The 23,488-nt window shown below is 45.7% G+C and carries 19 protein-coding genes; 11 read left to right on the top strand and 8 right to left on the bottom strand.

Annotated features, from left to right (window positions below):
- The first annotated feature begins 155 nt into the window (after positions 1-155).
- From V5298_RS01090 to wecC, 3 genes are all read left to right on the top strand, one after another.
- Positions 156-1,673 carry a PhoH family protein gene (locus tag V5298_RS01090; RefSeq protein WP_332929610.1) on the top strand — a complete coding sequence of 506 codons (1,518 nt, stop codon included), beginning with the start codon at positions 156-158 and terminating at the stop codon, positions 1,671-1,673.
- A gap of 179 nt (positions 1,674-1,852) precedes the next feature.
- A complete protein-coding gene (gene wecB, locus V5298_RS01085; protein ID WP_332929609.1) occupies positions 1,853-3,037 on the top strand; it encodes a non-hydrolyzing UDP-N-acetylglucosamine 2-epimerase in 1,185 nt (394 codons plus the stop codon).
- Positions 3,024-4,307 carry a UDP-N-acetyl-D-mannosamine dehydrogenase gene (wecC, locus tag V5298_RS01080; protein ID WP_332929608.1) on the top strand — a complete coding sequence of 428 codons (1,284 nt, stop codon included), beginning with the start codon at positions 3,024-3,026 and terminating at the stop codon, positions 4,305-4,307. The genes wecB and wecC overlap by 14 nt, the downstream gene beginning before the upstream one ends.
- Before the next feature lie 52 nt (positions 4,308-4,359).
- On the opposite strand, the gene V5298_RS01075 is transcribed toward wecC, so the two are convergent.
- Positions 4,360-5,001, bottom strand: a complete 642-nt coding sequence (locus V5298_RS01075; RefSeq protein ID WP_332929607.1) for a hypothetical protein — start codon at positions 4,999-5,001, stop codon at positions 4,360-4,362.
- Positions 5,002-5,074: 73 nt separating this feature from the next.
- Positions 5,075-6,193, bottom strand: a complete 1,119-nt coding sequence (locus V5298_RS01070) for a glycosyltransferase (protein WP_332929606.1) — start codon at positions 6,191-6,193, stop codon at positions 5,075-5,077.
- Between the two features lie 146 nt (positions 6,194-6,339).
- On the opposite strand from V5298_RS01070, the gene V5298_RS01065 reads away from it, so the two are divergent.
- Both V5298_RS01065 and V5298_RS01060 read left to right on the top strand, forming a co-directional pair.
- Positions 6,340-7,485: a GNAT family N-acetyltransferase gene (locus V5298_RS01065; RefSeq protein WP_332929605.1), complete on the top strand. Its 1,146-nt coding sequence runs from the start codon at positions 6,340-6,342 to the stop codon at positions 7,483-7,485.
- 83 nt (positions 7,486-7,568) lie between these two features.
- A complete protein-coding gene (locus tag V5298_RS01060) occupies positions 7,569-8,477 on the top strand; it encodes a DNA/RNA non-specific endonuclease (RefSeq protein ID WP_332929604.1) in 909 nt (302 codons plus the stop codon).
- A 35-nt stretch (positions 8,478-8,512) separates the two neighbouring features.
- Here V5298_RS01060 and V5298_RS01055 read toward each other — a convergent pair whose 3' ends face one another.
- On the bottom strand, positions 8,513-9,592 hold the full coding sequence (locus V5298_RS01055; protein ID WP_332929603.1) for a GNAT family N-acetyltransferase: 1,080 nt from the start codon (positions 9,590-9,592) through the stop codon (positions 8,513-8,515).
- A 140-nt stretch (positions 9,593-9,732) separates the two neighbouring features.
- Between V5298_RS01055 and V5298_RS01050 the strand changes: the two genes are divergently transcribed.
- The 4 genes from V5298_RS01050 (at position 9,733) to V5298_RS01035 (ending at position 14,346) form a co-directional block, all read left to right on the top strand.
- Positions 9,733-10,686 carry a polysaccharide deacetylase family protein gene (locus V5298_RS01050; protein WP_332929602.1) on the top strand — a complete coding sequence of 318 codons (954 nt, stop codon included), beginning with the start codon at positions 9,733-9,735 and terminating at the stop codon, positions 10,684-10,686.
- A complete protein-coding gene (locus V5298_RS01045) occupies positions 10,683-11,981 on the top strand; it encodes a glycosyltransferase (RefSeq protein ID WP_332929601.1) in 1,299 nt (432 codons plus the stop codon). Before V5298_RS01050 ends, V5298_RS01045 begins: the two co-directional genes overlap by 4 nt.
- A 65-nt stretch (positions 11,982-12,046) precedes the next feature.
- The gene (locus tag V5298_RS01040) at positions 12,047-12,673 is read left to right on the top strand and encodes an XrtA/PEP-CTERM system exopolysaccharide export protein (protein ID WP_332929600.1); all 627 of its coding nucleotides are present in this window, start codon (positions 12,047-12,049) and stop codon (positions 12,671-12,673) included.
- Positions 12,674-12,675: 2 nt separating this feature from the next.
- The gene (locus tag V5298_RS01035) at positions 12,676-14,346 is read left to right on the top strand and encodes a hypothetical protein (protein ID WP_332929599.1); all 1,671 of its coding nucleotides are present in this window, start codon (positions 12,676-12,678) and stop codon (positions 14,344-14,346) included.
- A 27-nt stretch (positions 14,347-14,373) separates the two neighbouring features.
- Here the strand turns inward: V5298_RS01035 and prsR are convergent, their stop codons facing one another.
- The 5 genes from prsR to V5298_RS01010 all read right to left on the bottom strand — a co-directional run bounded on the left by prsR (position 14,374) and on the right by V5298_RS01010 (position 21,651).
- On the bottom strand, positions 14,374-15,789 hold the full coding sequence (gene prsR, locus V5298_RS01030; protein WP_332929598.1) for a PEP-CTERM-box response regulator transcription factor: 1,416 nt from the start codon (positions 15,787-15,789) through the stop codon (positions 14,374-14,376).
- A gap of 94 nt (positions 15,790-15,883) precedes the next feature.
- A complete protein-coding gene (gene prsK / locus V5298_RS01025; protein ID WP_332929597.1) occupies positions 15,884-17,941 on the bottom strand; it encodes an XrtA/PEP-CTERM system histidine kinase PrsK in 2,058 nt (685 codons plus the stop codon).
- Positions 17,938-19,194 carry a glycosyltransferase gene (locus V5298_RS01020; protein WP_332929596.1) on the bottom strand — a complete coding sequence of 419 codons (1,257 nt, stop codon included), beginning with the start codon at positions 19,192-19,194 and terminating at the stop codon, positions 17,938-17,940. Before V5298_RS01020 ends, prsK begins: the two co-directional genes overlap by 4 nt.
- Positions 19,195-19,205: 11 nt before the next feature.
- Positions 19,206-21,137, bottom strand: a complete 1,932-nt coding sequence (gene asnB, locus V5298_RS01015; RefSeq protein ID WP_332929595.1) for an asparagine synthase (glutamine-hydrolyzing) — start codon at positions 21,135-21,137, stop codon at positions 19,206-19,208.
- A gap of 112 nt (positions 21,138-21,249) precedes the next feature.
- On the bottom strand, positions 21,250-21,651 hold the full coding sequence (locus V5298_RS01010; RefSeq protein WP_332929594.1) for a hypothetical protein: 402 nt from the start codon (positions 21,649-21,651) through the stop codon (positions 21,250-21,252).
- A gap of 356 nt (positions 21,652-22,007) precedes the next feature.
- Here V5298_RS01010 and V5298_RS01005 point away from each other — a divergent pair, with 356 nt between their 5' ends.
- Both V5298_RS01005 and V5298_RS01000 read left to right on the top strand, forming a co-directional pair.
- The gene (locus tag V5298_RS01005; RefSeq protein ID WP_332929593.1) at positions 22,008-22,793 is read left to right on the top strand and encodes a ParA family protein; all 786 of its coding nucleotides are present in this window, start codon (positions 22,008-22,010) and stop codon (positions 22,791-22,793) included.
- A gap of 1 nt (position 22,794) precedes the next feature.
- The coding region (locus V5298_RS01000; protein ID WP_332929592.1) for a ParB/RepB/Spo0J family partition protein at positions 22,795-23,488 on the top strand (694 nt) is incomplete at its 3' end.

Raw genomic sequence — 23,488 nt, 5'->3', positions numbered from 1 at the left:
GGGCTACTGCCAATTCTGCCGTCGACTCTGGAGGCCCTAAGCTCAGAACTTCTTTGTTTGTCTTTTCTTATGTAAGGAGAAAAAAAATAAAACCATATGTTACTATCAATATAGGGAGTGCATGATGCACTTGTTACCACTGAAAGGATTTTGTGATGATAGAAAATGCGACCCCTTCACAGCGAGAAACCACTCTTTCTGTTACGCCTCAAAAAAAACGCCAATACCTCCTCGACACCAACGTTCTTGTTTCAGATCCCCATGCCGTATTTAGTTTTGACGAGCATGATGTTGTTGTAAACATGACAGTGCTTGAAGAATTAGACCACCTTAAAGAAACGAAACGTAACGATCTTGTTCGAAAAGATGCCAGAGTGGCTATTCAGAATCTGAAACGTATTATAGCAAGTGCAGGCGTTGATTCTGCCGGGGCTAGAAAACTCCATAGTGGTATCCCTCTGCCACGGATGCTGCAAAAAATAGAAAGTGGTAACCTTCGTGTCATCAATGAACATTCCGGTGAAATAAAGCAGGTTTTACGAAAGGAAACGGAGGATAACTGGATAATATCAACCGCGCTCTATCTCCAAGAGCAAGACACTGATGTTGATACTATCTTGGTTACCAAAGACATTAATATGCAGCTTAAAGCATGGGCTGCGGGTGTGAAGCATGTTGAAGACTACCTCAACGACTACCAAGTGAAAGACATTGATCATTTAGCCTCCGGCGTTGAATTTGTTTCCAACGATATGATGGGGGAGCTGGATGCGGCAAGCCCTATGGAAGTTGTGGACAGTTCCGATTGGGCGTGTCCGATGTACATCACCGCCTATTCTTCGTTGCCTGGGTGGGCCAAGGACGTCTACATCAATAAGGTGTTTGTTGGGGAAGGTGACGTCAACAATGGAAATGTGTTGCGAGTCATCGAAGTCAACAAAGAAGCGGATATCATTCGTTTTGAACTTGTTAAACTTAAATCGCTGATGAAACGAAGCGTTTTCGGCATAAAACCCCGCAATACGCAACAGGCTTTGGCTATGGATGCGCTACTCGACCCCAGTATTTCATTGGTTATTCTTACCGGCCCTGCTGGCAGCGGAAAAACGCTGTTAGCCTGTGCTGCGGCAATGGATCGCGAAAATCGCTATGACCGCATTATATTAACCCGTTCTGCAACAGACATGACCGAGGGTATTGGTTTTCTTCCCGGCACAGAGTCAGAAAAAATGACCCCTTGGCTGGGCGGTTTTTTTGATGCACTAGAGACGTTAACCGCCGTGTCCTACGATGATAATGACTCCGAAGAAACCAAGCGGCTGGCGCAATCCGATTGCACGATGGAATTGATCCTTCAACGTTACAATATTCAGCTAAAATCCATGAACTACATGCGAGGTCGCTCCATTAACAATCGCAGCATTGTCTTACTTGATGAGGCCCAAAACCTAACGCCATCGCATATGAAGGCCATGTTGACCCGGATCGGTGAGGGGTCGAAAATCGTTGTGATGGGGAATTTGAGCCAGATAGATGCCCCGTTCGTGAATGAAAACTCAAGCGCCTTAACGCTTGCGGTTGAAGTCATGAAAGATTACCCAGGTGCCGCGGTCTTTAATCTCCCAGGTGGAGAAAGAAGTGAACTTTCGGCGTTTGTAGAAGAAAATATGTAAAAACAACTCCGCAGCAACAAGGTCTGTCGTGATGACAGGACTTGTTGCGTTTAATTTGATAAAAAATATCAAACACATTGTTTGTTGACTAAAAAAAACTGTAATGTATTATTTTTCACAGAAATAGAAGCAGCCATTGATGGCAGCGGTAATCGGTAATCGGTAATAAGGATGTTACTTTGAAGAAAAAACTCCACGTCTGGGTCGTTTTCGGTACGCGCCCAGAAGCGATAAAAATGCTCCCTCTTGTTCTTGCGATAAAGGAAAACCCTCTCTTTAAGGTTACTGTTTGTGTTACTGGACAGCATCGAGAAATGCTTGACCAAGTGATGGATAGATTCGGTGTTGTAGCTGATATTGACCTTAATGTAATGACACCAGGACAGTCTCTCCTCGAATTATCAAGCAAAATATCGGTTGGGTTAGATCGTGCATTAGCAAGTGCTGAAGTGAGACCGTCATACATCTTGGTGCACGGAGACACAACCACAACCTTGTCAGCCTCGTTTGCAGCATACTATCATCAAATCCCCGTTGGTCATGTTGAAGCCGGTTTGCGTACCTTCGATTTGTACAGTCCATTCCCTGAAGAAGGAAATCGGAAGATGACAGGGGCGATCAGTGCGCTACACTTTGCACCAACAGAACGTGCACGCCAAGCCTTACTTAATGAAGGGGTGTCTGACAGCGCTATTTCGGTTACCGGCAACACCGTTGTTGACGCGTTAAAGTGGATGGTTGACAAAATAGACGAACAGCCATCCCTCGCAGGAAAAGCGTTAGACGTGGTAAGTGAAATTAAACAACGTTACCGGCATTATATTTTAATTACAGCTCATCGTCGTGAAAATCACGGGGAAGGATTCGCTCGAATTTGCGCGGCGCTTCGCAGGATAGAAGCCGCAAACCCTGATGTGGCCATTATCTATCCAGTTCACCCTAATCCTAATATTATGGGGCCAGTCCGCGCGGAGTTAGGTGGGATAGAGAATATTAAGTTAATCGAACAACAGGAATATGCGCCTTTCATTTACTTAATGAAAAACGCATTCATGATCATAACGGATTCCGGCGGTGTCCAAGAAGAAGCCCCGTCTCTTGGCGTGCCTGTTTTGGTGGTGCGTGATACCACCGAGCGAGAAGAAGCGGTAGAGGTAGGAACAGTGCGCCTTGTAGGGACCGATCCTAAAAAAATAATCAAAGAAGTCCAGACCCTGATCGACGATCCTTACGCTTACTCTGCTATGTCAAGTAAGAAGAACCCCTATGGTGACGGCGGGGCATGTAAAAAAATTATCCAGGCTTTGGAATATGACGCGTTAAAAACGCAAACACTAAGGACAGTGAAAGATGAAGTTGAATGAAATTGCAATAGTAGGGCTGGGATACATTGGCCTTCCAACCGCCGCCTTGATAGCCTCAAAAGGATTGGATGTTGTCGGGTTAGAAATCAATGAAGATATTTGTAAGATCGTTAATGCTGGTGACATTCATATTGTAGAACCGGGATTGGCGGACATGGTGAAACAGGTGGTGGCATCTAAACGACTTCGCGCAACAACCGTGGTAGAGCAAGCCGATGTCTTTGTTATTGCGGTACCGACCCCGCACAAAGCAAATTACAGCCCTGACCTGAGCTATATTCGCGCTGCTTGTGAAAGTATTGCGGGAGTATTAAAGAAAGGGGATTTGATCATCTTGGAATCGACGTCTCCGGTAACGACTACCGACACGATGTCTGCGTGGCTCGCGTCAATCCGAAAAGATTTGTCATTCCCTATTGAAGGTCAATATGAGGGCGAAATTGATGTTAATATCGCCTACTGTCCAGAACGTGTTCTTCCCGGCAATGTGCTTGAAGAGCTGGTGAAAAACGACCGTTCAATTGGTGGTGTCACCCCAGCGTGCGCAGAAGCGGCCCGATCTTTCTATCAACTCTTCGTGGAAGGTGATTGTGTAACAACAACCGCGAGAACCGCAGAGATGGTTAAGTTGGTGGAGAATGCGAGTCGTGACGTAAACATTGCTTTTGCTAATGAACTCTCTTTGATAAGCGGACATTTTTCTATCGATGTTAGAGAGCTTATTTCGCTGGCCAACCGTCACCCTCGCGTGAATATCTTACAGCCTGGGGCTGGGGTAGGTGGACATTGCATTGCTGTCGATCCTTGGTTTCTAGTGAGTTCAGCACCCAGCTTGACCAAAATGATTCGGACAGCACGGGAGGTTAATGACAGTAAGCCAGAATGGGTGGTCGTTCAACTGGAGAAGAAATTGTCATCATACCTTCTGGCCAACCCTTCAAAAAACATGAATGCGGTGCGCATTGCCTTTTTTGGAATGGCGTTCAAACCTAACATTGATGATCTGCGTAACAGCCCAGCTATTGAGGTCATAAAGCTTTTCCGTGAGAAACACCCCAACATTAAGTTAGAGTTAATTGAACCTAACGTTACGGATTTAAGCGGTGTGGCTTTGCCTTGTGGAGAAGACCACGATGTGTCAGAGCTTTATCAGTTGACCAGCCTCGAAGAGGGATTGTCGGCGGATATAGGCGTCATACTGGTTGCACATGATGAATTTAAAAATGAACCGGCCTTAAATGCGCATCAGTTCATAAATGTAGTTTGGTAATACCGACGATCACCCACGACCCGATTGTGGGTGATCGGAATCACTCGTTTTCCTAGTCGTAGTCGTTCGGACAGCCCTGCGTGCAGCCATCGAAATCATGCGGGTTGTACTGCCAAGAAAACTTCCCACAGGAAGGACAATTCCAGCGTGATTTAGTATTGGGCTTTCGTCTTTTGTACTGCTTTAACCAATAGGGTTGTTTCAGGCCTGCCCCCTGAACCATTTTCCTTGGCGTGAAAGCAGACATAGGAAATGTCGGCCTTTTCAGTTTATCAACCATATCGAAAGGAAAGAGAGTGACATTGAGATTGGAAGTGAGAAAGCCGACCTCGTCTTTAGAAAAGAGTTTGGCTCGCTGAAAGTTGACAGTAGGGGAGTCGTCGCTTAGCCAATACACGTCGTTTCCAAGCCAGCGGTCGTTTTGGTACGCAACAAATTTCCCCGCGGCCTTGCTCGTAGGAGAGGCGAGAACAAGATGCTGGCAGTCTACTTTGTAGGTCGTTAACCTGTCCACACTGTCTGCGCAAAGAGGCTGGTCAAACTCTCGGCCGGAATCCCACGCTCTTTGAGCTTCGACCAGTGAGTACTCTTTCGCCTTATTAACGTCAGTGCAATAGGAGCCTTTTTTTGCATGGAATGCGACATTCCCGCCTACGGTGTCTCGAAAACACGCCAAATAAAAACGATCAGACATAATTTTCCTTTATGTATCAGTTTGTTCTATTGATTTCAGATATTCCTGAGTGTCTATGGTGAACTACTCGGTGCTAAAGCAACCGAGGTTGCGCAGGCAATTGCTCAATTTGATATAAGCCAAAATACACCTCGATCATTGTTTCTATACTGTATTGCGTATTAACTAGCGAGAGTCCCTGGTCGGCCATTGTTTGGCGAGTTGCTGTGTTCATGCCATACAATCGTTCTATCCCGCGAGCCAAAGCTGCAGAATCTTGGCCTTTAACAAGAATAGCTTCTTTCTCTGAAATAAAGTCGGTCACGCCTCCAACTTTAGGGCAGATCACAGGAAGAGTGCACGACATCGCTTCTAATATCGTGATTGGCATCGCCTCATAGTCCGAAGATAGAATGAAGCCATCGGCTTGATTGAGGTACGGGATCACCTCGCTTTGCAGTCCGCAAAACGTAATGTTTTCATTAAGGCTTAGTGACGCCGTTAGTTGCTTCAAGGCAGCGCGTTCGTTCCCCTCACCGACGATGTTGCAGTGAATTTTTACGTTGGGTCTGGACTGTTTAAAGGATGCGATAGCGTGAAGTAGTCGGGCGTGGTTTTTTACTTTCTCCAGCCGACCCACACACACCAAAGACAGTGCGTCTTTTTGTGCCGGGTTTACTGGCTGACGAGGTCGCGTTGCTACACCATTAAAAACAAATTTGACCTTTTCTTCGTTGACGCCCACGGAAGATATCACCCATCGCTTAAGGTCGTTAGACACAACAACGTATTTGTGGACGAAATGACTCATCATACGCCGTACCAAGCGTCTTTTTTTGCATGTTCCTTTGCTGCTGTCTCCGCCCATGCCGTGATCAGCGTGAATTCGTCGAGGAACACCACAAGCTTTCGCGACCGCATGGTATTCGATGGTACAGAAGTTATACGTATGAAAAACGGTGACACCTTTATCTTTGAGTAGTCGGTAAAGTGTTTTATATACCCGGAGATCGGTGCCAGGCCTTTTGTTTAGCGTGAATACTTCTACATTGGAAGGGAGGGTCTCTTTTAGGCTCGTGTTGTCAATTAAGGAGATAATTATGTGTTGCGTGTTCGGGTAGTGTTGGCTGTGCAAGATTGTATTCGCAATCACTTTTTCTAGCCCGCCATAACCAAAGCTATATGTGAGATGAGCCACGCATTGTGTTGACATAAAAATCCTTTTAGATGATGTCGGTATATTATTTTTTCGTTTTTCATACTAGCACAATCATGCGCGATGTACTTTATTGTTAAAGAAAAATATCTGTGGTATTTTGACGTTGAAACACGAGGTTTAACGACAGCAAGGACGCTAGGTTGAAGTACACGGTTGTAAATAAACGTCATACTAATGCAGGTACTATGGTGGCCTATCTCACCGAGTCCCGCAAGATTTGGGAGCGCCTTTACGGACGGCAAAGCGAATGTTTTCGTCGTTACTTTACGTCTTTCATCTTTCTAAAAAACTGGCTTTTGTTTTGGCCAGCAGACCGCCCTGTTTACAGCACCGCTTTATTTGCTGATGGCGCTTGTGTTGGCCTCACCTTCTTTACAGAGAATCAAGAACGCGTCGGACCGTTAATCACTCTTAAAACCGTGAGTATCTTTCGAAGTGGAAGCCCGGATATTGACCAGGTTTGGCCGGAGTATGTCGAACCTTTGTTGGTCTTACCTGCGGAGGAAAGGGCCGGAGCCTGGGCCTTTTGGCTTGAGGCTGTTTTTCGATTCACCGGGGCTCACCAAATCTATCAATATGTTGCGTTAAAAGAAAAAATGCAAAGCGTTGTGTCTGCTTCTTCACGGCTCCATTGTTTTATTGAAAATGAAGAGTTAGGGGCTATTTGTTCGTTGAACACACCATTTAGACCAAAATCATCGGTTCGGCGCAAACTCTCTCAGACCTCCCGAAAACTGGAACTAAGTCCTGACAATCTAAAAGAAGTTAGGGATGAGCATGAGCTCTCTCGTGTTTATGAAAATATGGCCGCTTGGCATTCCGATAAATGGAAAGACACAGCCACCCCGAGCGGTTTCGATAATCCGCTTTTCTACAAGGTGTGGTTGTCCCAGATGACGGAGGCTCTTCGCTCCTCGCAATGCGAATCTCGCCCCCGCTGTTTCTATATCGAAAGAAACGGCGAGATCCTTGGCGCGACACTTGTTCTTGAGGATGGGCCATGGGTGGGTTTCTATTTGTCGGGATTTAAGAACTTCAGACACAATCATATCCACCTGGGGATTTGGATGCATGCAGAGCTTATCGAAAGAATGCGTTTAGAGGGGCGTTCTGTGTATGATTTCATGGCGGGCGAGGCACAGTATAAAGCGCACTTCGCCGACCGTTACAATGTGCATGCAAGAGCGAGGTGGGTTCGCCGCAGACACCTTTTATTTTTCTTATTGAAGCTGAAAAACAAGATAGCCTCCCGCGCCAAGTGGTTTTCATTCATGCCATCTAATTAAAAGAAAAACGAAAACTAAACAGTTGAACTAACTCATATCTATGTTAATATAACCAAACCAAAACATTAAAAGGTGAATCCTGTATGTCTCGCTTTATCGTTCGTCTCGTTATTGCTCTGAATCTGCTCGCGGTCTCGAATTGCGCCTTGAGTGACATTACGGATAAATCATATTGGGTAAAAAAAATTCAATCCGTGGCGCAACACTCTCTCAAAGCGTGGAACGACCGTGATGATAAGGGGGAAAGTGACTCATCCTCCGCTGCCGACGCTGATGAGGTTGCGCCCAAAGTCTTGGCGTTCACTGGGGAACAGCTGGTGATTGATTATCATCGCTTTACGGTCTATTACGACTGTAATCGCCGCGGGTTTGACTACTCCACATTTGTTGCCCATGAAGACGTGGGGGATTTGCCTCGCTACGAGCCTTTCAATAAAGAGCCTTTGCTAGAAAACTATGACTGTCCTTCGCAAAAAACAACCAGCTCTTATAAAAAGACGCCTGGACACCCTCAATATCACCGTGGCCATGGGATCACCTCAAACCATAACGATGATAGTGAATATTACATGAGTCTAACTAACCGGATGACCAACGTTGTACCTCATAATGGCGTTCAAAATACCCGTGGGTTATGGCGTCATTTGGAAAAACGTGTGGAGTGTGCAAGGGATGTTGCTCCTGTCACCGTTTATCTAGGTAATTATTGGGGTAATGACACCTCTAATGATTTGTTTATACGCACCCATGGTGTTCCTACGCCAGACTATATATGGCGGATCCATGTCTATGACAAATACCCTAATCAAGCCTTTGTTTGGTTAATAAAAAATGACGAATCAACTTTGCCAGCAGACGAGGATAGTGCCCGTGTCGATCTGGAGAAATTAAAAACACTGTTGAGTTCAGAGTATGATATCAGCCTCCCGGACGAATGGGTGACATCGAACAATAAGGATCCTTATAGAAACCTTACTTGTTCGTTAAAATGAATGCGTTTGGCGAAGCGGGCGACTTACAATCGCCGCTAAGCCGCTATGCTTTTTATGATAAATGGGCCAATCAAGTTGGCGACCGATAAGGGAATTTTTTTCCAACACTTTACCGCAAGCGAAAACGTATCTTGGGGTTGCCGGTCTTCTGCTTTGAGCAAATCAGAGCTCTTATGCCAATAACATTGCTGGGGTTCCGCGCCCCACTGTAATTTAAACTTGTAAGTTCCAGCGTCAATTGTTGAGCGCCCAAAGTCAAACAACTTACGTCCCTCATCGATACAGCGCGATAGTATGTTGTAATACATGTGTGAATTGATCGCATAGCGATTCACCTCATTTAACGTACTGGCCCATGGAATGCTGATCCGGTCCCCATGGTCAAACAACCACCCACAACTCACCGGTTTGCCGTTCCAATAAACAACCGTTATGGTCGAGGGTGTATTATCGAGTATGCTTTGAAAAAAGTGCTTGCCATAAACTGGGGTGCCAAGCGCATGCATACGCTTCGCGAAAACCGAGTAAAAATCATTAAACAAGACATCATTGGTACCAAATTTCTGTTCGAGCGGAACGCCCATCTCTTTCGCCTTTCGTTCTGCAAGCTTGCATTGAGACCGGAGTTTCGAGCGTTTTTTTGCGTTCCCAACCCCAATCTTATTGATTGCATCAGGGAGCGCTAGAACAAGGCAGGCTTTATGTGTTTCTACTGAAAGTCCCCCTTGGTTTGAGTGATCTTTCATACAGCGCAACTCTAAAGACTGGTACCTACGTTTTATTCGGATTAATTTAGCTTCGTTAACAAGGGCCTCGCATGCCCCAAAAGAATCATATAGTGGGCCACCGTAATTATAGAAAGGTATAGAGGTGAGTTTGTCCCCAAAAAGAAAGCTTCTAATCCCGATAAGCGGTAGGACACCTTTTACTTCCCCTGAAGACCTGTCCGTTGCCATTAGACAGATGAGATCATGGTTGAAGGCTTTTTTGATTGCTTGCAGATAGCCGGATAAGTGGTGATGTCCCTCTTCTTGATGTCGAGAAACAAAAGCGTTCCATGCATGCTGGGTTTTAACGTCATTGAGATCTGTCGTGACGACATTGTAGATAGACACGTTTCAATTTCCATTTTTCAGAATCCATTCAGCGCACATATTAGCATGTTTTCTCTTTTTTTTTGGTTTTATAATTATTCAAAAAAATATTAAACCATGATATATTTTCAGTATCGTGCATAAGACAAGGAATGTTATACGTGTCACTCACAAACGTGATTTCGCTACTAGGGAAAGTGGTTAAATGGCGGTTTAACCCTCATGGCCATTCTGCCGTGCTCTATTTCCATCGAGTCCTCACGGAGCCTGATCCCTATTATCCTGACGACCCGACGGCAAACGAGCTGGACAGTTTATTTGGTGTATTGAAGAAATCATTCAACATTGTCAGTTTAAGAGAGATCGCGGAAAAACGCGTGGCGGATGTTGGTGAAAAACCCTTGCTGGGTATCAGTTTTGATGATGGGTATCTCGATAACTACTCACTTGCCCGACCTATACTGAATAAGCACAACATCAAAGCCACGTTTTTCATTTCCACCGTTGGAACCCGAGAAGGGATGCTATGGCAAGATAAAGTTATCGAGTGTGTTCGGCGATCTGGCAGTCATAATTGGGTGTTCGAGGTTGGCAGTGCCTTAGATGGAATGAACGAACGGTCCAAGATTAATTTTCTTATGGAAAGAATGAAGCGTCTCGATGTGGGAACCCGTGAAACGCAATTAACCCGGTGGTCATTTAAGCTAGGTGGGTTGCCTTACCCCGTGATGATGATGAATGATTCTCAAGTGAAAAGATTGAGTGATGAGGGGCACGATATTGGTGGTCATACACATAATCACGTTATCCTCAAGTCAGAATCATTAGAGCGCGTTGAAAAGGAAGTTACAGAAAACCGGGACTACCTAGAACGGTTAATAGGAAAAAAGGTAGACCTTTTCTGTTACCCGAATGGCCACCCCTTCCATGATATTGATGTGGGTCGCCATCCGGAAATGCTGCGTCGGCTAGGTTTTCGTTATGCTTTCACAACACAGGACGGCGGCGTCGAGCCATCAAGTGATCCAATGCTACTTCCGCGCTTTCTCCCTTACAGAAAGAACCCTTACCTTTTGACGTTATCTGCAATGAAAATCGCCGGGGAGAATGTATGAATGATGTAAGGAAACTGCGCGTGTTAATGATCGCGTTTGAATTCCCACCGAGCAATGGGGCGTCAGTTCAGCGGATCTTATCTGTTTACCGGCAATACCTTGATGCAGGCTATGCCGTAGATGTATTGACCGCGCATCCCTCTGCATACGACAACGTGCAGCCATTGGCGGAGGGGATGCTTCCTGAAAATCCCGATGGACAAATCATGCGCGTTATCGCACTGGATGCACAGAATGATTTGGCAATAGGAGGGAAACATATAGGTAGGCTTGCCACCCCCGACCGATGGAGTAAAACCTGGGTACCCTTATCTACGCTTAGGGGGTTTATGTACGCACGTCGTTATAAGCCAGACCTTATCTGGTCTAGTTCGCCAACGCCCAGCCCTCATATTATTGCCCGCCGCATCCAATTGATGACTGGGGCTAAGTGGATAGCGGACTATCGAGATCCAATGCCTCACTTGCATAGAGAAACCCCGAATTCGTTACGTCCGCAACTTGAAAAAATTGATGAAATGGTGTCGCTGAATGTCGATATGTACACGTTTGCGACGCCGGAAGTTAAAGCTCTTTATGCTGCTCGGTATAATTCCAGAGAGGTCGACTTGCACGTCATGCCTAATGGGTACGATGCCGCTTTACTTTCATCCGTTGCTCGGGAAGTGGATTCAAATGAAATGCAGTCCCTTCTTTTCCCCAAAGGCATCTTCAACATTTATTACGCAGGCGTATTGTATAGCGATGGTAGAGATCCCGTACCGTTATTTCATGCTCTTGCGCAATTCGTAAAAGAAAACCCAGACAAACCGGTTAATTTGGTTTTTCAGGGCGTTAAAAATGCGAGTGACTATACCGAGATTATTGCGAAGTTAAAGATTGAACACATGGTGAAATTCGAGCCGGGTGTGACCTTTAAAGAAGCCTTAAAAAATATGTATCTATCCGATGCATTGTTATTGATTCAGGGCGCGAAATTCAATCGACAAATCCCCGGGAAAGTGTACGAATACTTGGCAACAGGTAAGAGTATTTTCCTTATGACGCCTAAAGACAGCGCGACTTATTCCGCGTCCATGTCCCACGATGGGGTTTATCACGCGGATAGCCAGGGCGGTGTATACAGACGCTTATGCGATCTCGTGTTGCCGTTTTTTGAACAAGCAAATGACGGTAGCGCGTCAAAAAGTAATAACAGACATTCTGGATATTGGGAACGCAATATTGCCCATCACTCTCGCCAACACAGTACAAAGAAGCTGATTGCATGGAGTGCTGAACTATTAAAAAAATGACTCGACCGTCGAAAGAAAAGGATCGTCATCGAGAACCTACAGACTTATTAGCAAGGAGTAGCTAAATGAAATACGTTGTGCCCAAATCGGCTTTAGTTATGGCCGTCGCGATGATTGTTGGGGGGTGTGCAAATAACACCTTGCCTCCCGCCATGATGCAAGGCGCTATTGTTGATAGCAATGGCAATTATATCTACCGCATAGGCGTTGGCGATGTCATTTCTGTTTTTGTTTGGGATAACCCAGATGTGTCAGGGGATTACACGGTAAGACCTGACGGTAAAATTAGCATGGCTCTCACTGAAGCGATACCCGCGTCTGGATTGACAACCGAAATGCTTGCTGAACACATGACGGAAATCCTAAAGGATTACATTAACAATCCTAAAGTTACTGTTATTGTAAAGCAGGCATCTGGCTCCATGAGTGAACAGGTTAAGTTAATAGGTGATGCAGTGACCCCACGAGCGCTTCCATTCAAGCAAGGGATGACGCTGTTGGACCTCATGATTCAAGTTGGAGGTTTGAGCCCTTATGCTGATGGAAACAATGCAACGTTGATCCGCATTCAAGATGGAGATAAAAAGCTATACCGTGTGCGTATTGAAGATTTAATGGATGATGCGGACTTGGATGCCAATGTCGACCTCATGCCTGGGGATGTGGTTAAAATATCTGAGGCGTGGTTTTGATAATGAAGACGAAACTGTGCCTTTGCGTATCGGTAGCGTTGGGGATCACCGTTGTGAACGTTCATGCCGGTGAGTTAACCATTTCACCCAGTGCGACCCTAAAAGCCTACCAAGTAGATATTGATGGTGAGCCCGAAAACAACCAGCGTAACGAAGCCGTGTTTGCGTCGGAATTGGTTACAACCAGTGATTACGAAAGTAACCTATACTCTTCGTCACTTAAAGTGGAGTGGGTCGATTATCAGCACACGGAATCCCGTGACGTAGAACTAAATTATGTTGACGTCACTTGGGGGAACACTTGGTCTTTTCTTGAGGAACGCTTGACAGCTTACGCGGATTACTCAAGAAAACATGATTACCTTACCGACTTTCAAGGCAATTTCGACAGCCAATTGTTTGGTTATGAAAACAATATCCTGATGCACGAAAAGGGAGCCGGTCTGGCCTACCTTGTACCCGAAACAAAAGACTTAGATGGCGTCGTAAAGATAGATTACTCTGACAGTAGCAGCAGTAGCAGAGGGGAAGAGGACTCGGAGGCCGGCGACGTATCGACATCCTTTATCGACTCTGGGAATGTGACAGGATATGCCAAATTAGGACAATACGACAATGACCCTGACACAATGTGGTATGCCGACCTGACCCGAACAGAATATTACCGGAACGGCGATGATGTGTACGACTCTATTGAGTCATCGATAAAAGGGCGGTTGCCGCTTTATGGCCATCTTCATTTGGTCGCAACCGGTTATTACGGGGAAACAGACTCCTCGTCCTTGATCGATTTAGAGGGCGATAGCGATACTCAATCGCTAAAGACGAACGGAATTGGTTTGGCGTGGAAGCGGGGTGAACGCTTCTATGTTGAGGTGACTCATGAATGGAACCATAGTAACGACAGTACCTTTTTGGCGGGGGTTGCCAGTTGGCAAATAGCCCCCAACTGGTCCGCCTCTTGGGAAAAACAGAAGCGTGTGTATAGTGATGTTGAGTCCGCCTCTCTAATTTATGCCAACGAACGTCACACATTCACTGCCTCCCATAATGAGACAATAGAAGTTCGACGCCAAAATCAAAAAGTGTTAGTCGGTGAGACTTTATACGTGTGTGATATTGAGGACGCAGCGACTGCAGTTTGTTTCGAGCCAGAAAGTGACGATTATCTGGTTGGCGATGACCAGTTTACCTACACCGCCTCAAATTACGCTTATCCTATCGTTGAGCGATTAGTTTTCGTTGAAGAAACGGTCGCGGAATGGAAATACGATAACTTGTCCCAATGGCGGCATATCGTTAATGTCGAGTGGCGAGAAGAAAGTAGCATGGAATCGGAATCGGACGCCTCTTCTTCCACACTAGGAAAAGAGGTGTTTGAGGTTGATGTCGACGGGGAATGGACGTTGGATGATGTTAGTGCCATAAAACCCGCATTCTATTTTGCTGACACAAAAAGCGCTGGGTTAGGCCGTACCGTCGAGCGGCAGGCTAGTTTGGTTTACGAGCATGAGCTTAATCGCAATTCCGAAGTCTCTGTGGGCGTAAAACACACGAACATCGACTCCTTCCGTGAAAACTTCAAAGTTGATGGATATTCGGTTTTCGCAACGTATACGTATCACTTCGGTAAAAACAACAAATCCCGCCGGGGACTTTACCCCGAACGTTAAAAAGGGAGCCTCTTAGGCTCCCTTTTGCTAATTTGTAGCTTCAGATTGCTTGGAATGCGCGGGTTCTTCGGCTCGGAGCCCATAACGTTTGGCTCTCGCGTAGAAAGTGGGACGAGAAATACCAAGACTTTCTGCCGTTTCACTAATGTTGAATGAAAACTTCCGGTATCTTTCGAAGAGTATGCGAGCAAAGAAATCCTCTTCCATTTCAGTTAATGTTGCATCATCATCAACCTGGCTTCCGTAAAGCCAAGATGAGGGGGCGTAAAGCATCGATTCCTTGAATGGTAAGTCAAGGTGGACAGCCCCGATGACTTCCCCGTCACACAACAGCCCAGCACGTCTTACGCGACTTTGCAGCTCTCGGATGTTTCCAGGCCATTTATGGTGAAGCATAGCGGAGACCGCGTCGCTTCCAAACGACTTCGCTGAGACGTTACGCTCGGTATTACGCACCACACCGAGCATGTGTTCAGCAATAAGTAAGACGTCTTGGTCACGCTCTCTTAGCGGGGGGATCTTGAGCTCAAATTCGGCAAGACGAAAGTAGAGATCTTCCCTGAAGATTTTTTGTTTTGTCATCTGTTTCAAGTCGCGGTGTGTTGCGCAGATAATTCGGACATCGACATCTATCTGTTTACTACCGCCGACCCGCTCAATTTTACGTTCTTGCAGGAAGCGCAACATTTTTGATTGTAATTCAAGTGGCATATCACCAATTTCATCAAGGAAAAGCGTTCCTCCATTGGCCTGCTCAACCTTTCCTTTTTTAGCCTTTACCGCGCCGGTGAATGCCCCACGTTCATGACCAAACAGTTCACTTTCGAGAAGTTCGCCGGGGATTGATGCGCAATTAATAGCAATAATTTCACCGGTTCTTCCGCTGAGTCTATGAAGGTTCTGAGCGAACAGTTCTTTACCGGTACCACTTTCGCCGTTTAGCAGCGTACTAATGTCTGAGGGTGCTACCCGGGACATTAACCGCATCGTTTCCATCATCTTTTCGCTATGACCAAGAAGTGTGGATTTTACATCTACGTTTTGCGATTTTAGCGAGCGATTTTCTTGTTCAAGCTCATAGTGGAGGGCCGCCTGGTCGATGGCCGATTGTACTCGCTCGATATCAACGCCTTTTTGTAAGTATGATGCCGCCCCAAGTCGGATTGCTTCGCGAGCATGTTCGCGCTGTTCTGAGCCGGTTAAAACAATCACTCGTGTATTGGGATGGCAAACTTTAATGTCACTCAGTAATTTCAACCCAACAGAGGCGTTGTCCGGATCTGGGGGGAGTCCTAAATCGAGGAGTACGATTTCTGGCGTTTGCTTGTCTAACATTTCGATGGCAGAGTTTGCGTCCTCGGCCATCGAAATAACGTGTCCTTTCAAGCCCCACTTATATTGATTGCGGATACCTGCTTCATCTTCAATGATCAGTAAATTCATAGCCGTTCCTTGGTTTGCAGTTAGAGGGGTCGTCTCGCCTCTTCGCTGACCTCACTGTCAGCCTGTGTTATCCCCGCCCTCCTTGGGCAAGACTTTACGCACGAATAGGTAAAGTGAGGGCGATCGTCGTTCCGACGTTTATCTCACTATTCACATTGATGGTGCCGTCATGTTGTTCACAAAAGACCTTTGCGTCGTAAACGCCTAGGCCCATTCCTGCATTTCCTTTGGTGCTATCAAAGGGTTTGAAGAGACGCTTCCTTATGAATATATCATCCATTCCAACACCGTTATCTGTGACTTTAATAATAACATTTTTTTCAGTATTCCAACAACCCACGGAGACGACGGGATATTCCTTGTTTATCGAGGCTTGCTGAGCATTATCTAATAAATGGCGGATCACATTTTCGAATCTTCCCGCATCGCAAAAAAAGGCGCTCTCGCCGTTGATTGCGTGGGTTATTTGTGGGGTGATGTTGTGTTTTATCGATGCCGGATCTTCAACAATACGTCGTATTGTTTGCATGACGGGGATAATTTGCTTATTGGAAGTATGGTTATCCCTATTTTTATTTGTTAATTGAGAAAGCATCTTTTTCATTCGTCGCTCCATCCCATCAAGATCATTGAATACATCGTTGACAAATTCCGGGTTATCTCGGTGTTCTTTTGCATTTTTGGTGATCATGCTGAGTTGCGCGTAAACATTCTTCATATCATGTGTCACGAACGCGGACGTTTGGCTAAAGGCGAGTAGTTGGGAACTTTCATTCACATTTTGGTGGCTCATTTGGGCCTCGTAGTAACGATATAAATGCTGCGCTAATGCGTTGAGATAATCCCGTGTTTCCCAGTTTAACTCCCAGTGAGCGTACTCCTCTTTCCCAATCATTATCGCGGCAACAATCTGATTGCTTTTCGTGACGGGGATGACCCACAAAACGCCATCCTCAAGAAGGTTAGGGGTGCCGTTACTTAACATTGGGTATGTTGTCGGGGAGTGATTTAATTCCGTTACGTCAATGATCCAGTGTGTGTGTTCATCACTCATTTGACGCACGACGCTCTCTAACTCATAAAAAGAAGCTTCGTTGAGGTGGAGATTCACGGTCCCTTTCATCGTGACGTTCCCGCGGCGTGGATTTACGGTGAAGAAAGCGCCCCGAGTATGGTCAAGAATATTCAATAAGGCTTTAAGGCCGCAATCCGCTGCTTCTTTCCCATTAAGTGTCGGGTCAAGGGAATCCAGCAATTCGAGCCAGGTTCGGCGATAGTCAAACTGGCTTGCGAAAAAGTGTTTGTTGACCCAAACCCTAATTTCACTTCTGATCCTGCGGGACAAAAAGATATAGCTTATTGGGAAGAGGAGTCCTCCCACGAGAATACTCTTAGACGTATAGTCCCATTGATAATTAAAATAATTAGATAACGTTGTTAGTAAGGAGACGGCAAGTAGGTATGAGCCGACAATAAACATTATCGAACCATGGAATGCAAGCGGACGAGAAATGGACAGTCGTAGTGGCGATTTACGCAGTCCATTAATGCCCTTGTAGATGAGTGGAAAGGCAAACAACATGGCCATCATACGTAAGAGGACATGGCCCTGTTTGAAATGGGCTGAAAAAATGGCGTCGCAGTATGTAATAAACTCGACCAGAATAATTACCGTTAGGCCCACGATGAGGTGGAAATCTGTGTTGCCATCGGCCTTTATGCACACATGATAGGCACGCTCGCAAAAAAGCAATGAGGTAACACAAAATGCGATACCGGCCATGCCGTAGAAGGTTACCCGCCAGTCGGCGCTAATGGGTAAGAAAAACGCAATCACCATGATTGACAATGACAAAAAAGTGGCGGTCGACAGAAATTTCGGGTGGTTAATTTTATGCCGCGACAATTTGTACACAAAATAGACAATCCCCCCATTTTTTATAATGTCACCAAAGGCACCAAGCCACAGGTCGTTCGGAAAATAGAGGTGAAGTATGCCGTACAAGACGGCCCAGATAAAAACACCACCAAAGAGAATGCCGGAATGGGTGTTAACGGATGCCGTTTGGTTCTTGATGGTAAAGATAAACAACATAGACGCGGCGACCGCGGCGTCTATGACGGCGCATGAAAGGGTGAAAAGCGCAATCATGGGATTTCCGTGTACGTCTGGGCGCTCACTTCAAGGGCGCTAAGCCCGCACCACTCCCAGGTGAACCTTTTCACGAACCTTGCTTGGAGGGCGCGTGTTGGGGCGGCAGGTTTATTTTCTAGCGCGGAAAGGATCGCTGCCGCCCACGTTTTTCTTGCCTGCTCATCAGTCATGTCTTTTTGATTAGGAATGACGTAGCCTGACTCAGGGTACCGGGCAAGAATGTCGGGCGCGGCTCCAACGTTTGTCGTTATCGCAGGGCATCCGCACGTCATAGCTTCCGTCAGCACGTTAGGGCTTCCCTCGCCAAAGCTGCTAAGGCAAAATAAGGTTGCCGCGTTATACCAAAAAGGAAGGAGTTGATTACTCTCCATCCCAAAAAGCACGATGTCGTCACGCCTCCCCGTTAGGTTGATATAGTGCTTTATCTTTTTACGTAAAACAGATTCGAAGTTCCCCTCCATGCCTGGGCCACCAATAATGTAATACCGGATGGGGTTTTCTTTGCGTACAGTTGTATTTAGTTCGCAAATCGCGTCAATAACATGATGAAAACCCTTTCTTTCAATGGTTGCGCCTACTCCCAGAATAAGGTCGCTGTCTAATAGCTGAGGGCAAACCATAGCGCGAGCGACACGCTGATTAATATAGCCAAATTTAGACGTGTCTGTGCCATTGGATACAATTGAGCCACCGACGAATTTGCTGTGCTTATTCGCAAAATCTAACATTTCCTGACTGAGCGAAATCAAATTGTCGACTTTGCTGATATGGTTAAGAATGATATTGGAACGCCGGTCTTTGTCCGCCAAATAAAATGCCTCCATTCCACGCAATGTCAAAGTACAGGGGATACCCCATTGTTTCGCAAGCTTAATAGCGAGGGGTAGGTCAGGGTAGGTCCAGTGAACATCGATTCGCGTGAAATCTCTTTTTTCATGGAGTTTAAGTAGATAGGGCATCACATCTTCTATTAAACTCTCATGTTCCTGATCTTTTTTAAATCCTGGGATCGTTTTGTATCGCGGGCAAAATATATCCATGCCCCCACTTCTTCGCTGAAACGAGACGCTTTGTTGTGCTTTGTATCGAGGCATAAGGCGATGGATAAAGGACGTCGGGACCGGGTTGCATACGGTCACCTCAACATTAGTTTGCGCCGCCATTGCCTCTAAACGCTTAAATACGAAAAGCCCATGCGAGGGCATTTCTATTGTTGGGAATAAGGTGCTAATAGCAAGAATGCGTTCCATATAAAACCTCGTTACTTTAGATATTCTGGGTGGTTTTGTTCGATCCATTCCGCGAGAACAACAAGTTGCCAAAGGATGCGATGATGGTCGACTTTCCCACTGAAGTGTTCTTCACAGAGTGTTATAACAGCCCTTTTCTCGAAGAAGTGATCCAGTTTTTTCCCTTCTAGTAAGCGTTTTTTGATGTACCCCTGTAATGGGCCTTTAAACATCAGACAAAGAGGGGTTGGGAAGCCTAGTTTCTTACGATTTAAAATGTCGTCAGGGAGCTCCCCCTTTAGCATGTCCTTGAGGATGGCTTTGAATCTTCCTTTTTGGATTTTATAGTGAGAAGGTAGGGCGGCTGCAAACTCCACCATTCGGTGATCCAAAAAGGGTACGCGTAACTCTAAGGATGAACCCATGCTCATCCTGTCTGCCTTAATCAGGAGATCGTCGACAAGCCATGTTTTAGTATCAAACTCCAGCATTCGGCTGAGTAGCTCTTGTCCGCGCGTTTCCTTCATAATGCGTCGGGCAAACGCTTCATGTTCATTATTTGCTGAGAGGATGTTGTTAGTTAATAACGCTTTATGATAAGTGGGGTCATAGACACTAAGCCCTCGGTAACGATCTTCAAAAGGAACGCTCATCATATTGGCGTACTTGCGTATTTTATTGCCGGTCGGCAAGAGTTTGTCCGCGAGTCCTTTAATCAGTTTTGCGCCAAAAGGGGTGACGATTTTACGAAGAATTTCGAGGGTTTCCATATATAGATAGAGGTCATATCCGCCGAAAATTTCATCCGCCCCCTCACCAGATAGCACCACGCTAACGTGCTTTTTGGCCAGTTCTGACACGAAATGCAGCGAGAGCGCTGCTGCCTCCGTTACCGGTTCGTCCATAGTCCGGACGTATTCAGGGATATAATTTTCAAAGTCCTCTGCGGTCATGGTGAAAGTGTGATGTTCAGTCCCATACTTCTTTGACACCATCTCAGCAAAAATGGATTCATCATACCCAGTCCCATAATCGCCGATGTCATATCGAACCGAGAACGTTTTAAGCTGTCGGTCTGCATTAAGATGGTAAAGACCGGCTACAACGGCACTTGAGTCCAGCCCACCGCTAAGAAACACACCAAGATCGACATCCGAACGCAGTTGCAAGCGTAGCGCGTCAAAGAAGATTTGTCGGGCCTCTGTGACCGCGGTGGCGTAATTAACGTAAGTTTCACGACTCTTTTTAAGGGGGCGTTTAATGGTCCAGTATCGATGTGGTGCAGCCGCATTCCCATTTAAGCGAAGTAAGTGCCCGGGTTGAAGTCGCAAGATCCCTTCATCACAGGTCGTTTCACCGATACCATAGCCGTATTGCATATAACTTTTGATCTGCCCCATATTTAAAGGACATTTTTTTTTTAGTAATCCGCGAATTGCTTTGGCCTCCGAAGCAAAAAAGACGCCAGACGTTGTTGTTGCGTAGTATAATGGCTTTATGCCTAATCTGTCCCGAAGTAGAATCAATTCTTTATGTTTGTCGTTATAGATAGCGATGGCAAACATACCGTTAAATCGATGCACACAGTCAGGTCCCCATTCCGCATAAGCAGCCAAGACAACTTCGGAGTCGGTTGTTGTCTGGAAAGTGTATTTAGGAACCCCGCCAACCTCTATGATTTGGAGTTGTCGTTTTATTTCAATGTAATTATACACTTCGCCATTGAAGACCATACTTAGAACACCGTTGTCGGTTTCTAAGTGCATAGGTTGATTGCCTTCAGGGCGAGTATCTAAAATGCTAAGTCGTAGGTGTCCAAGTCGGACGGGGTGTTTTGCGTGAGCCCATTGTTCTTGAGCGTCAGGACCACGGTAAGCCATCAACGACATATTCTTAGACATTATCGCGTCATCGATATCTAGCGGTGAGCCATCAAAGTTGACGGCTCCAATAATACCACACATACGTAAATCCTTTTGTTTGACCCTCAACATCCTGTTAAGGCAGTAGAATATCAGTAGAACCGATGTCGCTTTTAAGTAAAAAACCGCGCCAGCGACTTTCCGTATCGGTCATTCAGTGCAATAGTTCCCGTCGGCGGGCTTGCTTCATTTCAATCGACCAGTCCATTGCGTCTTCACGATTGAAAAAGACACGAGCACGGTTGTGCATAAAGCTTAAAAGGGGGGTGATTGCTTGGTAATTATCCAGCATAGATTCAGGCATAACAATGGCCAACGAAATGCAGCCTTTTTCTTTGGCCCACGTTTCGAATTCAAAAATATTTGTTAAATGTTCAATAGATTCTACAGAGGTGTTTTCTTCAACTTCGAAGATGGTTCCCCATCCGTCTTTGTCTTGGCGTAGGGAGGCGGCGGTGTGGGCTTCCATGAGTACTTCACGAAGTGTCTCGTGATTGTTTTGCGTATTAACAGGTACGGTAAGGCAGTCACCCTGCCATCGGGTCATAACATCCATGTTTACATCCTTTGATTACAAAATCCATATTGTAAGGGCGAGCGCAATATCACTCCCGACAAACTATAAGGCCCCTCCGCCAGCCTGTCAACAATCCCTAAAATATTTTAATTATCCTCACCGCGATAAACGCGCAATGAATCCATAAAATGAGCCTATAAAGCTGAAGTTTTGTTTTTTTCTCTTTTTGAATGAAAAAGCATATTGAAGTATCACATAATGGTAGGTAGTATAAAGTTATTAATTTTACTTAACGCGTTAGCAGAATACTTGCCTGATTCATGTGATGAAAGGCAACAAAAGCTAATATTCGATTTTCACATGTGAAAATAAAATGGATTTTATCCGGGGGTAATATGCCAAAAGTGATCAGTTACGCGAATCAAAAGGGTGGGGTTGGGAAAAGCTCTCTCTGCGTGCAAACCGCGTTTTATCTTGCCGTGAAAAAGAAGAAAAAAGTACTTGTTATCGATATGGACGCGCAAGGAAACACGTCAAGCCGGATAGCAAACCGAATTCAGAACGAAGATGGTTCTTTTGACCCGGTCTTTTACGGTACGAAAACAGCAGAGCTGTTCAAAGATGAAGTATCAAATATTGTGGTTATGAACTGTCCATTCGGTATTGATTTGATCCATTCCCCTTCAAATGATCCCGACTTGTTCGAGGTCGAGTCCTCGGAGTTAGAAACAGCGTTGAATCCGCGCAAGCATGTGGCACCATTGCTTGAGAACTATGATTATGTCATCGTTGATTGCCCCCCGTCATTAGGACGTAAACTGTTAGCCGCCCTCACAATCGCAACGCATGTGGCGTTCCCGGTGAAACTATCAGGCTTTGCGATTGATGGTGTTGAAGGGCTAATAGAAAGTATTTTGGGGGTTCGAGAAGCGTTTAACAGCAATTTAGAAATCCTGGGAATCATCATTAATGACATGGACCGTTCGGTAAATCATGAGCGGTCATTGAAAGCACTTCAGGATGCAGTCCCAGAATTAATGTTTAAAAATAAAATCATGCATCGACCACCATTGGATACCGCGGTGTCGGACGGCGTGCCGATTTGGGATCTTCGCTATGGTCATGTGGCGGCCAAGGAAGTGGAAGCGGTGTTAGAAGAAATGTTGGAAAAGGTAGGCTAAAATGACGTTAAAAGTGCGGAACCTTCAAGGTTTAAAAGAAGCAGCCTTAAAGAATATCAATCAGAAAACCAAAGAAGTCCTTACGGTCAGTGTCAATGATGTCGTGTCTAAAAAACAGGTAAGAAAGGAGTTTGATGAACTTGAGGGCCTGGCGCAGACAATGCTAGTAGAGGGACAGCAAACGCCAATCATTGTCGGACCAAAAAACAAGGATGGTAAATACGTTATCCAAAAGGGCGAACGTCGGTGGCGTGCTTTGAAGTTGGCTAAGATTGACGAAATTGACATTATAGTCAACACCAAGGAACAGTCAAAATCAGATGAGATCATTGGCGAACTGATTGAGAATATCCAGCGAGAAAACTTGAAGCCGATGGAGGAGGCTGAAGGGATTCGAGATGCGCTCGAAGCGGATCCCTCGTTGACAAAATCCGCGCTGGCAGAGCGATTAGGGAAAAGCAACGCTTACATCTCCCAACACCTTGCCTTATTGAAAATGCCTGCTTGTGTAAGGCACATTTATGATATAGGTGTGAGTCGAGATCCAGAAACACTGAATAACCTGAGACAATTGTCCGAATTGGATCAACAGCGTTGTGAGTCGGTATGCGAGATAGCTATAAAAAGCGGAATTACCCGTAAGGCCAGTCGTGACATCCTAAATGACGCGAGAACAATGCGGGGCAGCCAGCAAC

The sequence above is a fragment of the Alteromonas sp. 14N.309.X.WAT.G.H12 genome (genome assembly GCF_036697315.1).
In the GTDB taxonomy this organism is placed as follows: domain Bacteria; phylum Pseudomonadota; class Gammaproteobacteria; order Enterobacterales; family Alteromonadaceae; genus Alteromonas.
Note: the sequence above shows the minus strand (reverse complement) of the source record. Positions and strands in the feature narration are given on the sequence as shown.